Consider the following 11,734-nt stretch of genomic DNA (forward strand, 5'->3'; position numbering starts at 1 on the left):
GCACATGGACAAAAAAGACCGCACAACCCAGCATAGCCGCACGGCTGCCACGCGAGCCCAGTCACCAGGAACAGGTCGCGCCGGGCTTTACCGGTTCGATTTGTCTCTGAGCTGGCGGTGCAGTTCCTCGGCATTCTGAAGTGGCGTTTCCGGCACCGAGAACACCTGACCCGGCTTGATCCGGTCGGGATTCTGGATCTGCGAGCGGTTGGCAAGATAGATGGTCGTGTAGCGAACACCCTGGCCGTAGGTCCGTCGCGAAATCTGCCACAGCGTATCGCCGCGCCGGATGATCACCGCCCCTGGCGCCGATGCCAATGGCGCCTGAACGATGGTCCGCGGCTCACCCGGTTCACCGGTCTGGACTTCATCCGTGCCTGGAGCCGGCGCATTGGCGGCAGCGACTGCGACATCGGCTGGCTGCGACAGCGCCGTCTGGGCCTGCTTGAGCATGTCGCGCATGGCAACAACATCGCTTTCAGCAGCGTTGCCCGCGGCTGCGACATCGGAACCGCCCTCCGGCGCAGCGGCCTTGGGCGGATTGATGACCGCCAGTGCAGCATCAGCCTGCGCACGCATCGACTGAGCCATCGCCTTGGCTTCCACAGTGCTGTCCGCAGGCAACTCGGCAGTCGCCGCCATCTCGAGTTTGGTAACCGCCTGCGCACGAGCCTCTGCCAATGCCGCGGCATCCAGCGCACCCGGCTTTGCCACCATCTGCTCAAGCGCCGACAACGCCTCAAAAGCATCCTCGCGCAGCTTCGAAAGACCGTTGATATCGGGCAAGATCATCGGCGTTATTTCAGCTTGTGCGGCAACGGCGGTCTCGTTGCCTGCCATAGGTGTTGCCGCCTGCTCGCCGGACGGGGCCACGGCGGCGTGGGCCTCGCCTTCGGGCCGGCTGAACGGCACTGCGGCGCGCAGCACCACCTTGCCGGTTGCGCTGTCCATCAGTTCTGCACTGATGGTGTGATCGCCCACAGCCAGTTGCGCTGTCGCCTCGACAATGAAGCGGCCTGTTTCGTCGGCTTTTTCGGTGCCGATGAACACACCGTCGGCAGATACTTGGACCGTTGCGCCCGGAGTTGCCGAACCGGCGATGAAGATACGATCACCCTCGATCTCGACGGCGTCGACGCGCACGGTGGCGTCCGCAGGGATCTGGGTTTCGGCTGTTTGATTAGCTGCCGTGGCCATCTCGGTATCCGGCGAAGCTGCTGCGACCGTTTCCGGGCTCTCTCCAGCCTCCGGATTCGCCGTCGCCTTGTCCTCATCCGTGCCAACCGCAGCCGCATCAGTATCCGTCGCTGAAACCGCGTTTCCAAGGTCCGCAGCATCAGTGATTTTCGGCGCCGTTGTCGTCAACAGCGATGACATTTCAGGAAGTTCCGGCGTCGCGATCTGTGTTTCTGAACCATTACCCGGTGCGGCGGTCGCGTCCGCATCAGCGACTTCCGCCTCGCCTGACCCTGCAGCCTCGCTGCCGGGTTCATCCGGGCTTGCTGCTTCCGACGCGGCAATTTCAACATTATCGCCGCTTGTCGACGGCGCAGCGTCGGATGTTGCCGCTTCGCCGTCGCTGCCGTCAGGACCAGCGGTTTCAGCAGATTGCGCAGCATCTTCGGCTTGTGGAGCCTCGGCGGTGTCGGTCGAAACCGGAGCTGCAGGCTGGGCAATGATTCGGCTCGCCTTGCCCGGCTTGGTCACCATCGCCAGCAAATCACCATCGGCCGTCTCGGGGATCGAAATCGTCGCAATTTCCTCCGACATCCGCTCAGCGCCCTCGGCACCGACGATCCGCAGCGACAGCTGATAATCGCCAGCGGGCAACGGCGCGTCGAGCACGGCGGCGAAATCGCCGCTCGGCCCCACGGCGGTCGAGGCGATGACCGTCGAGCCGTTCATGATATCGAGCCGGGTTCCCGGTTCCGCCTTGCCGGCGATGACGGTCGAGCCATCTGGCTCCACCCGCAGCACATCAAAGCTCGGCATTACCCAACCGTCTGACGCGGCAGCCTTTTCGGCTTCGTCGCCGGCTGCAGCAGTTTCGGCGTCCTCAAGTTTGGGGGCAGTTTCCGGCGCTGACGTGGCCACCGTATCACCGATTTCCGGTTTCGTGGCAGTGGCTGTTCCCGAGACGCTCGCGCCATCGGTATCAAACAGCTTCGGCACCACAAAATACCCGCCAATCGCAACCGCCACAAGCAATCCGAGGAAGGCCAGAATTCCGGTATTGTTCTTATTCATTATCTGCTCCGCCAGTCCGGCTCGATGCTGCTATCTCGCGGAAACCTATATGGTTCCCATATTTGGCACAAGAAAAAGCAGCTTACGCGGACAACCCGACCTTGACCATCACTCCATCGCCATGTTTCCTCAACTTTATGGAAACACGCTCACACAGAATTCGCTCCATTTGCGTCTATTGCGGCTCGCAGCCGGGACGTGATCCCGCCTACAGGGCTGCCGCCAAAACCCTTGGCACAGCCATGGCCGAAAACGATATAGACCTGATCTATGGCGGTGGCACCAAGGGGATCATGGGCGCGGTCGCTGATGCGGTTCTGTCAGCCGGAGGCAGGGCCGTCGGCATCATTCCCGAATTCCTGATGGATCAGGAAGCCTCGCGGAAATCGCTTGGTGGCCTGACCGAACTTCACGTCACCAAGGACATGCACGAGCGCAAGCACATGATGTTCGAGCGCTCCGACGCCTTTGTAACGCTTCCCGGCGGCATCGGCACGCTCGAAGAGATTGTCGAGATCATGACCTGGGCGCAGCTGGGTCGCCACGCCAAGCCGATGGTGTTCGCCAACATCAAGGATTTCTGGAAACCGCTGCACGCCTTACTCGGCCACATGTCGACCGAAGGTTTCATCCACACCGCGCATCTGGTGCAGCCGATGGTGATCGATCGTGCCGAAGACATCGTGCCGGCAATCATGGAACGCGCGGTGCCGGTCGCCAAAGGCGACCCGGACGTGATCAGCCGGTTGTAAGCAGGGCAGCGGCGCGGCGCGCCTTGTGGCTGCGCAGCAGCGAGACAGAATAGATCGCAAGCGACACCCAGATCAGCCCGAAAGCCGCCAGTTTGTAGATCCCGAACGGTTCCTTGAACACGAACACGGCGATGATAAAGATCATCGTCGGGGCGATATATTGCATGATCCCGATGGTCGACAGCCGCAATAGCTTGGCGCCGTTGGCATAGATCATCAATGGTACCGCCGTGACCAGACCGCAACCGAGCAGCAGCAACACATCGGCCATCCCGGTCTCGCCAAAATGACCGCTGCCACTGGCTTCCAGATAGGTGATATAGCCAAGCGCCGGGATCGTCAGGATCAGCACTTCGAGAAAGAACCCCTGATTGGGGCCCACCGGCAATGATTTCTTGAAGAAGGCATAGAACCCCCAGGTTCCCGCCAGCCCGACCGACACCCATGGCACGCCGCCTGTCTCCCAGGCAAGCAATGACACCGCGACAACCGCCAGCGCGATCGACAGTTTTTGCAAACCGTCGAGTTTTTCCTTGAGCAACACCGCAGCGAGGAAAATCGAAAACAGCGGGTTGATGTAATAGCCCAGCGCCGCTTCCACCGTCCGGCCTGCGCCGATTGCCCAGACATAGATGCCCCAGTTGACGGTGATGATGGAAGCCGTCAGAAATCCCATCATCAGCGTTCGCGGCGTCCTTAGCGCAACCTTGATATCCTGAGTCCGGCCCAGCAGTATCAGCACCGCGGCAGCAATAGGCACTGACCAGATCACGCGGTGCGCCACCACCTCGACCGCCGGAATATGCGCCACCGCCTTCATGTAGAACGGCAGGAAACCCCACAACAGATAGGCGGCAAGCGCAAACGCAAAGCCGCGCGGCGTATCTTCATTGGCAACGACGATAGTTTTCGGCATGGGAACTCCGATAGGTCCGGGCACATCCCGGCGGCATCCTGCTCATGAACAGACGTCACGATTACAGACGTGCGCCCATCAACGCAACGCAAGTATCACGATCTGTCCATCAGAATTGCTGATGGATCACCCGCCCGCAAATGCTGCGGCAAACGGCCCTATTCCGCCGCCACCCGGCCCGCCATGTCGCGGTTCTTCATCAACTTGAAGACAATCGAATCCATCAGTGCCTGGAACGAGGCATCGATGATGTTGTCCGACACCCCAACCGTCCACCAGCGCGCGCCGGTCTCGTCGGCGGATTCAATCAGCACCCGTGTGATCGCCTCGGTGCCGCCATTGAGAATGCGCACCTTGTAGTCTGCCAGTTCAAGATCGCCGATTTCCGACTGGTAGACGCCAAGATCCTTTCGCAGCGCTATGTCGAGCGCGTTGACAGGGCCCTGGCCTTCGGCCACCGACATCATCTCGACACCGTCGACCACCAGCTTGACCACGGCTTCGGAGACAGTGGTTATCTGTCCCATCGCATTGAACCGGCGCTCGACCATCACCCGGAAGCTGGTCACCGAGAAGAATTCCGGCACCCGGCCAAGGGTACGGTGGGCCAGCAGTTCGAAACTCGCATCTGCCCCTTCATAGGCATAGCCGGTGGCTTCGCGCTCCTTGACGATGGAAATCAGCCGGTCGAGCTTCGGATCATCCTTGCCGACGGTGATGCCGCGCAGCTTCAGCGCATTGATGAAATTGGACTTGCCGCCCTGGTCCGACACCATCACCTTGCGGAAATTACCCACGCTTTCAGGCGGAATATGCTCATAGGTGCGCGGGTCCTTGATCAGCGCCGAGGCGTGAATGCCGGCCTTGGTGGCAAACGCGGACGCCCCGACATAGGGCGATTGCGTGGCTGGCGAGCGGTTCAGCAACTCGTCAAAACCGTGGCTGAGACCAGTCAGGCGCTCGAGGTTTTCCACCGGAATGCCGGTCTCGAACCGGTCGGAAAAGGCCGGTTTGAGCATCAGCGTCGGAATCAGCGTCACCAGATTGGCGTTGCCGCAGCGTTCGCCGACGCCATTGAGCGTGCCCTGGATCTGCCGCACCCCGGCTTCCACCGCAGCCAGTGAATTGGCCACCGCCTGGCCGGTGTCGTTATGGGCATGAATGCCGAGCCTGTCGCCGGCAATGCCCTTGGCAATCAGCGCGGCAATGATCTCGCGTACTTCCGCCGGCTGGGTGCCACCATTGGTGTCGCACAGCACCACCCAACGCGCACCGGCGTCATAGGCCGCGCGCGCGCAGGCGATGGCATAAGCCGGATTGGCCTTGTAGCCATCGAAGAAATGCTCGCAATCGACCAGCGCTTCCTTGCCGGCGGCCCGCACAGCGGCGACCGAGCCGGTGATCGATTCCAAATTCTCCTCGTTGGTGCAGCCGAGCGCGACCTTCACATGGTAATCCCAGCTTTTTGCAACCAGGCAAACCGCATCACCCGCGGCTTGAATGAGCCCGGCGAGACCCGGGTCATTGGAGGCCGAGACGCCCGCACGCTTGGTCATGCCGAAAGCCACGAACGAGGCCTTTTCGGTGCGCTTCTTGGCAAAAAACGCCGTATCGGTGGGATTGGCGCCAGGATAGCCGCCTTCGACATAATCGATGCCGAATCCATCCAGCATCCTGGCGATGGCGATCTTGTCCTCGACGGAAAAATCGATCCCCGGAGTCTGCTGGCCATCACGCAACGTGGTGTCGAACAGGTAGATGCGTTGCTTGCCCATCGCGGAATCCGTCATGTGTCTGCCTTGCCCGCGAACCTGTCAGTTGCGCGGATCAGTTGATCGAGAATACCCGGCTCCGAAAACGCGTGACCCGCGCCCTCGATCAGGTGAAATTCGGCGCGCGGCCAGGCTTGGTGCAATTGCCATGCAGTGTGCGCCGGGCACGGCATATCGTAACGGCCGTGGACGATGACGCCGTCGATACCGGCGAGCTTGTGCGCGTCGCGCAGCAATTGCCCCTCCTCCAGCCAGCCGCCATGGACGAAGAAGTGGTTCTCGATCCGGGCGAAGGCCAGCGCGAACTGGTCCTCATGGAATTTGTCGCTGGTCGAGGGCTCGGGCAGCAGCGTGATGGTTTCGCCCTCCCAGGCGCTCCAGGCTTTGGCGGCGGCCATCTGCGCGGCCTTGTCATCACCAATCAGACGCCTGCGGTAAGCCGCCATCATCTCGCCGCGCTCGGCTTCGGGGATCGGCGCCAGAAACCGCTGCCATTTGTCGGGAAACATCTCCGAGACGCCAAATTGATAATACCAGTCGAGTTCCGCCTTGGTCAGCGTGTAGATGCCGCGCACAATCAGTTCGCTGACCCGCTCGGGATGGGTCTCGGCATAAGCCAGCGCCAGCGTCGAGCCCCACGAGCCGCCAAACACCTGCCATGTGTCAAAGCCCGCGAGTTCACGCAACCGTTCGATATCGGCCACCAGATGCCAGGTGGTGTTGTTCTCGAGCGAAGCGAACGGCGTCGAGCGGCCGCACCCGCGTTGGTCAAACAGCAGCACGTCATAAAGTTCGGGGTCAAACAGCCGCCGATGCACCGGACCACAGCCGCCGCCCGGACCGCCATGCAAAAACACCGCCGGCTTGCCGCCCCGGGTCCCTGCCCGCTCCCAATAGATGGAATGACCATCGCCGGTTTCGAGATAACCGGTCTCGAACGGTTCGATCTCCGGGTACAATCCACGCAATCCACTCATGTTTTCAACTCCAATTGACCCAGACAACGACGGCAACTGTGACTGCGGCCACCAGTACGCCCTTGCCGATCAGGCCGTAAAGCAGCCATTTCGGCATTTCGGTTCCCGGCTTGCGCTCGCTCATGGCTTCGGCTCCGGCGGCCAGGATTCGGTGTCACGGTCGGGGTGCTGGAAACTGACCAGCGTTTTGAGAAAACTCACCGCGTCCGGATCCTCCAACGTCTGCCGCTCTGGAAGCGCCGGGACGCCGTCGCACCAGATACGCTTGGCCTCGACGCCATAGGCAATCGTCGGCGGCACCGAATCGGGATCGTCAAACGCCAGCACCGTCAGCGCCAGCCCGTCGGGCGCATCATAGGCCAGCGGCGTTCCGCACTGGTTGCAAAACCCGCGCCGCACCGTGTTGGAACTCTGAAACCAAGAGGCTTCGCCACGGGTCCATTCAATGGTCGCCTCGCCCAAAGACACCAGCGCCAGCGCCTGGCTTGCCGAAGCCTTCTGGCACATTCGGCAATAACACACCGAGGATGTGCCGGGCGTGCCGACGAGGCGAAAGCGGACAACACCGCACTGGCAGCCGCCGGAAAGGGTGGAAGCCATGCTCAGCCCCTCCCCATCCGGCGCAGGATATGCGTGCAGACATTGTCGATGTCAGTGAGCACATCTTCGTTCCAGAACCGAACGACCTTCCATCCCTCTTGTTCGAGATAGGTGGTTCGCGCCTGATCATGAGTTTGGTTTTCGGCGTGCTGGCTGCCATCGACTTCCACCACGAACTTGTGCTCATGACAGGCAAAATCGACAATGTATCGGCCAATCGGTACCTGCCGCTGGAACCCCAGGCCCATCAGCCGATGTGCCCTGAGTTCGTTCCATAGCTTGAGTTCGGCCTCGGTCATGGCGCTGCGCATGCGGCGCGCATTACGTCTGAGATGCGGCGACACTTTCCCGTGCGGCAAGTCACCCCCCTCTGTCACTGCGTGACATCTCCCCCGCAAGGGGGGAGATCGACGTGCCGAAAGATCACGCCCGGATAACAAAACTCCATCTGCAACCGAAACACAACCTGAAAGGGAAAAATCCGTTAGCCCGGACGCAGGCCGGCGATTGTTCGGTGCAACAAAGCTCTCAATATATGCTGATCCCGGTTTTACACTTTGGCGCGCGCCCCGAGCCCCCAATCTCCCCCCTTGCGGGGGAGATGTCGGCGTAGCCGACAGAGGGGGGTAAAGCTGCAAGCTCACCGCTTGACCTCCCAGGTCGTCACTCGCTCGCCAGTCTCCGGATCCTTGCCATCCTTGAGCTGGATGCCCTGCTCAAGCAGTTCATCGCGGATTTTGTCGGCTTCGGCCCAGTTTTTATCGGCGATGAAATCGAGGCGATTTCGAATACAGTCCTCGACATAAATTTGGTCCACTCCGAGTAGTTTGTTTTTGTACTCGAACCATTCCCATCCGTTTTCAAACTGCAATATGCCAAGCAGGTTAGCTGTAGCTTTAATTGTACTTCCTACGTCCTCACGATTATTGTCAAAATACACAAATTCATTCGACAACCAAGAAATCGCGCTCGTAGTGTTAAGATCATCCTGTAGAGCATACAGGGCACGCTCCTCAGGCACTCCACCTTCAGTAAGCGGATCATCTCCAATTTTCCGATACCAATAATCGAGTTTCTCCTCGGCTTCGCGCAAGCGGGAGACCGAAAAATCAATTGGTTGCCGATAATCCGTCATCAGCATGGCCAGCCGCAGCACTTCACCGGGCCATTTGCGGCCGCCGAATTTGTCCGTTTCCAACAGCTCGGCGATGGTGACGAAGTTGCCGTCGGATTTCGACATCTTCTTGCCTTCAACCTGCAGGAAGCCGTTGTGCATCCAGAGATTGGCCATCCGGTCATTGCCGTGGGCGCAGCAGGACTGGGCGATCTCGTTTTCGTGGTGCGGGAAAATCAGGTCTAGCCCGCCGCCGTGGATGTCGAAGGTCTCGCCGAGATGATATTCGCTCATCACCGAGCATTCGATATGCCAGCCGGGACGGCCGTGGATGGTCGTGGTCTCGCCGCCATCGGTAAATGTGGCATCCCAGCCTGGTTCGTCAGCGGCGGACTCTTTCCACAGCACGAAATCGCCCGGGTTTCGCTTGTGGTCTTCCACCGCGATGCGGGCGCCGGCCTGCTGGTCCTCGAGCTTGCGGTTCGACAGCTTGCCGTAGTCAGGCATGGAAGCGACCGCAAACAGCACCTCGCGCCCTTCCCGGCCCGAGGTCACATAGGCGTTGCCCTTGTCGATCAGCGTCTGGATCATCCGGATCATGCCGTCGATATGGGCGGTCGCCCGAGGTTCAAACGTCGGTGGCAGGCAGCCAAGTGCTGCCGCGTCCTTGTGGAACCGCTCGGCGGTCTTTTCGGTGACTTTCGCGATCGCCTCGTTGAGCGGCAGATCGGGATAATCGCGAAGCGCCCGGGCGTTGATCTTGTCATCGACGTCGGTGATGTTGCGCACATAGGTGACGTGGTCTTCGCCATAGACATGGCAGAGCAGCCGGAACAGCACGTCAAACACGATCACCGGCCGGGCATTGCCGATATGGGCATAATCATAGACCGTCGGGCCACAGACATACATCCGCACATTGTCCGGATCGATCGGCGTAAACTCTTCCTTGACCCGCGTCAGCGTGTTCCAGAATTTGAGTTCGGTCATGTTCACTCCCCGATGCCGGCACCCTGGCCCGGGTCGTTTGTCCTGTTTGGAAAAAGAAGACGAAAACGGCCGAGCCAGCGAAGCGCTAGCGAATAATGATGCCGCAAATGCAGATGGCGCGTGCGCCGTGTGCCGTTTTCATGCTGTTCTTATCCCCGATTGAACCCGCCCGGTCAAGATGCCGGAGAGCCGCTTTCAGCCGGCGAAAAACCGCACCAGCAACGACACCGACAGCGCCGCCATCACAGCCGCGATCAGCCCGTCGAGCACCCGCCAGGCAGAGGGTTTCAAAAACAGCGGTTCCAGCACCCGCGCGCCGTAGCCAAGGCCGAAAAACCAGATAAACGAAGCCGACATCGCCCCGATGGCGAATGCCAGTCGCGCTGTCCCCTCGTAGCGCCCGCTCAGACCACCCACCAGCAGCACCGTGTCGAGATAGACATGCGGATTGAGGAAGGTGAAGGCGAGACAGGTCAGCACCGCAGCCTTCAGCGATCCCGGACCGGACTTGGCTGCCTCAAGCCCTGATGGCGAGATCGCCCGTTTGAGCGCCAGAAACGCATAGACGGCGAGAAACGCCGCGCCGCCTAACGTCACCACCGCGATAAGAATTCTCGAGCCCGAAATGATCGCGCCAAGCCCGGCGACACCCAGCCCGATCAGCACTGCATCCGACAGTGCGCAGATCAGGCAGAGGATAAAGACGTGCTGACGCAGCAACCCCTGCCGCAGGATGAAGGCGTTTTGCGCACCGATGGCGATGATCAGCGAGCCACCAAGCAGCAGGCCGGAGAAAGCGGGAGCGAAGAGAGGTGTCATCAAGTCAGAACAACTTCAACTGGTCAGAGGCAGCAGGCGGCGCTTTGGCTTTGCGAACCGGTTTGGCTGGTTCAGGCGGCGCAGTATCACCGCTGGCGGGCTCTTGCACCTCCGGACCGCTATTGGCAACCTTGTTGACCAGATCGGAGACGCGGATGGCCTCGAAATAATCATCCGGCGCCGGCGCCATCAGGTCGGCCACATGGCGCGGCTCCTGGTTGAGGCAATCGAGCCAGCGGGAGAAATCCTCGGGTCTTATTACCACCGGCATCCGGTTATGGATCGGTGCCACCTCCCTGTTAGGGCCGGTTGTCAGCACCGCAGCGGTGTCAATCTCGGCCCCGTCCGCACTCATATAGGTTTCGAGCAACCCGCCAAAGGCGACGATGCCGCCGTCCCTGGGTTTGATCCAGTAGGGCGTGGATTTTTCGTTCGAGCCCTTTGGCGGGCGATGCCATTCGTAAAATCCCGACGCGGCGATCAGCACCCGGCGATGCCGCATGGCGGCGCGGAACGAGGCCTTTTCGGCCGCCGTTTCGGAGCGTGCATTGATCAGCAGCGGAAACTCCGCCGGATCCTTGACCCAGCCGGGCAAAAACCCCCAGCGCGCCAGCAGCGCCCGGCGGTCGGTGCGGTTGTCACCCTCGGCGCGACAGCGGTCGCCGGCAATGATCAGGATCGGCTGCGTCGGCGCAATATTGTAGCGCGGCGGGAAATCCTCGATCTCCTCGAGACCGAACAGTTCCTGCACCTCTTCCGGCGTCGCTGTCAGTGAAAACCGTCCACACATTGCCAATCCATGCCGCAGGACACCAACAGGGTCAAGCAATGACCGGGCGTACTACACCGGCTTGGTATCGGACACGATCCGCCCGTCTTCCAGCGTAATGATGCGGTCAGCCAGTTCGAGAATGCGGTTGTCATGGGTCACCATCACGGTCGTCGTGCCGCGCTGCTCTCCCAGCCGCTTGAGCATGGCGACGACATTGAGCCCGCTCTCCTTGTCGAGCGCCGCAGTCGGTTCATCGGCAAAGACGATATCGGGATTGCCGATCAGCGCCCGGGCCACCGCAACACGCTGTTTCTGCCCGCCCGAAAGATTGCCAGGCAGGTAATCCATTCGGTCCCCAAGACCGACCAGCGACAAGGCATGGCGCGCGGCCTGCTGCTCGACCTTAGGGTTGTTCAAATGGTGCACCTGAACCCCCATCTGCACGTTCTGCATCGCGGTCAGACTGCCGTGCAGATTGTGCGCCTGAAAGATGAAACCGAGACGCCGCCGCAGCGCTTCATTGAGCGCATTGCCAGCGCCCATCAGCTCGTGCCCCAACAGGCGGATTGATCCATCCTGCAGATCGCGCAGGCAGCCCATCAGCGTCAGCACGGTTGTCTTGCCGGACCCCGACGGCCCCATCAGTACGGTCAGGCTTCCGCGCACCACTTTGAGATCGACGTCGAAAATCGCCTGTTTTCGGGCTTCGCCGGTGCCGAACCAATGGTTCAGGCCGCGCACAATGATCGGATAGTCTTCGCTCATGCCGGCGCCC

General features: G+C 60.8%; 11 protein-coding genes. 1 reads left to right on the forward strand and 10 read right to left on the reverse strand.

From position 1 onward, the window contains the following. Positions 1 to 87: 87 nt before the first annotated feature. On the reverse strand, positions 88 to 2,247 hold the full coding sequence (locus ACK6D9_RS17105) for a LysM peptidoglycan-binding domain-containing protein (RefSeq protein ID WP_412049424.1): 2,160 nt from the start codon (positions 2,245 to 2,247) through the stop codon (positions 88 to 90). Positions 2,248 to 2,384: 137 nt separating this feature from the next. On the opposite strand from ACK6D9_RS17105, the gene ACK6D9_RS17110 reads away from it, so the two are divergent. Beyond that, a complete protein-coding gene (locus ACK6D9_RS17110; RefSeq protein WP_412049425.1) occupies positions 2,385 to 2,999 on the forward strand; it encodes a TIGR00730 family Rossman fold protein in 615 nt (204 codons plus the stop codon). On the opposite strand, the gene rarD is transcribed toward ACK6D9_RS17110, so the two are convergent. The 9 genes from rarD to ACK6D9_RS17155 all read right to left on the reverse strand — a co-directional run bounded on the left by rarD (position 2,986) and on the right by ACK6D9_RS17155 (position 11,724). Then, the gene (rarD, locus tag ACK6D9_RS17115; RefSeq protein ID WP_412049426.1) at positions 2,986 to 3,915 is read right to left on the reverse strand and encodes an EamA family transporter RarD; all 930 of its coding nucleotides are present in this window, start codon (positions 3,913 to 3,915) and stop codon (positions 2,986 to 2,988) included. The two genes, ACK6D9_RS17110 and rarD, sit on opposite strands and share 14 nt — an antisense overlap. A gap of 158 nt (positions 3,916 to 4,073) precedes the next feature. Further along, on the reverse strand, positions 4,074 to 5,690 hold the full coding sequence (gene cimA, locus ACK6D9_RS17120) for a citramalate synthase (protein WP_412051836.1): 1,617 nt from the start codon (positions 5,688 to 5,690) through the stop codon (positions 4,074 to 4,076). An 11-nt stretch (positions 5,691 to 5,701) separates the two neighbouring features. Continuing rightward, the gene (gene pip / locus ACK6D9_RS17125; protein ID WP_412049427.1) at positions 5,702 to 6,664 is read right to left on the reverse strand and encodes a prolyl aminopeptidase; all 963 of its coding nucleotides are present in this window, start codon (positions 6,662 to 6,664) and stop codon (positions 5,702 to 5,704) included. 120 nt (positions 6,665 to 6,784) lie between these two features. Next, entirely contained in the window at positions 6,785 to 7,264 is a 480-nt protein-coding gene (locus tag ACK6D9_RS17130; protein ID WP_412049428.1) for a GFA family protein, read from the reverse strand. A 2-nt stretch (positions 7,265 to 7,266) separates the two neighbouring features. Then, a complete protein-coding gene (locus tag ACK6D9_RS17135) occupies positions 7,267 to 7,623 on the reverse strand; it encodes an endonuclease domain-containing protein (protein ID WP_412049429.1) in 357 nt (118 codons plus the stop codon). 281 nt (positions 7,624 to 7,904) lie between these two features. After that, positions 7,905 to 9,368 (reverse strand): cysteine--tRNA ligase, encoded by a 1,464-nt coding sequence (cysS, locus tag ACK6D9_RS17140; RefSeq protein ID WP_412049430.1) that lies wholly within the window; start codon positions 9,366 to 9,368, stop codon positions 7,905 to 7,907. 195 nt (positions 9,369 to 9,563) lie between these two features. After that, positions 9,564 to 10,187 carry a LysE/ArgO family amino acid transporter gene (locus tag ACK6D9_RS17145; protein ID WP_412049431.1) on the reverse strand — a complete coding sequence of 208 codons (624 nt, stop codon included), beginning with the start codon at positions 10,185 to 10,187 and terminating at the stop codon, positions 9,564 to 9,566. 4 nt (positions 10,188 to 10,191) lie between these two features. After that, complete coding sequence (locus tag ACK6D9_RS17150; RefSeq protein WP_412049432.1) at positions 10,192 to 10,977, reverse strand: SOS response-associated peptidase; 786 nt, start codon at positions 10,975 to 10,977, stop codon at positions 10,192 to 10,194. Between the two features lie 51 nt (positions 10,978 to 11,028). Continuing rightward, entirely contained in the window at positions 11,029 to 11,724 is a 696-nt protein-coding gene (locus ACK6D9_RS17155) for an ATP-binding cassette domain-containing protein (RefSeq protein ID WP_412049433.1), read from the reverse strand. Between the last annotated feature and the right edge of the window lie 10 nt (positions 11,725 to 11,734).

Source organism: Hoeflea sp. Naph1 (assembly GCF_046837775.1).
Taxonomy (GTDB): domain Bacteria; phylum Pseudomonadota; class Alphaproteobacteria; order Rhizobiales; family Rhizobiaceae; genus Hoeflea.

What these genes read in the sequence shown, in the direction of transcription:
- cysS (WP_412049430.1), bottom strand. Translation starts at nt 9,368, where the DNA reads ATGACCGAACTCAAATTCTGGAACACGCTGACGCGGGTCAAGGAAGAG.
- ACK6D9_RS17155 (WP_412049433.1), bottom strand. Translation starts at nt 11,724, where the DNA reads ATGAGCGAAGACTATCCGATCATTGTGCGCGGCCTGAACCATTGGTTC.
- cimA (WP_412051836.1), bottom strand. Translation starts at nt 5,690, where the DNA reads ATGGGCAAGCAACGCATCTACCTGTTCGACACCACGTTGCGTGATGGC.
- ACK6D9_RS17105 (WP_412049424.1), bottom strand. Translation starts at nt 2,247, where the DNA reads ATGAATAAGAACAATACCGGAATTCTGGCCTTCCTCGGATTGCTTGTG.
- pip (WP_412049427.1), bottom strand. Translation starts at nt 6,664, where the DNA reads ATGAGTGGATTGCGTGGATTGTACCCGGAGATCGAACCGTTCGAGACC.
- ACK6D9_RS17145 (WP_412049431.1), bottom strand. Translation starts at nt 10,187, where the DNA reads ATGACACCTCTCTTCGCTCCCGCTTTCTCCGGCCTGCTGCTTGGTGGC.
- ACK6D9_RS17130 (WP_412049428.1), bottom strand. Translation starts at nt 7,264, where the DNA reads ATGGCTTCCACCCTTTCCGGCGGCTGCCAGTGCGGTGTTGTCCGCTTT.
- ACK6D9_RS17110 (WP_412049425.1), top strand. Translation starts at nt 2,385, where the DNA reads ATGGAAACACGCTCACACAGAATTCGCTCCATTTGCGTCTATTGCGGC.
- rarD (WP_412049426.1), bottom strand. Translation starts at nt 3,915, where the DNA reads ATGCCGAAAACTATCGTCGTTGCCAATGAAGATACGCCGCGCGGCTTT.
- ACK6D9_RS17150 (WP_412049432.1), bottom strand. Translation starts at nt 10,977, where the DNA reads ATGTGTGGACGGTTTTCACTGACAGCGACGCCGGAAGAGGTGCAGGAA.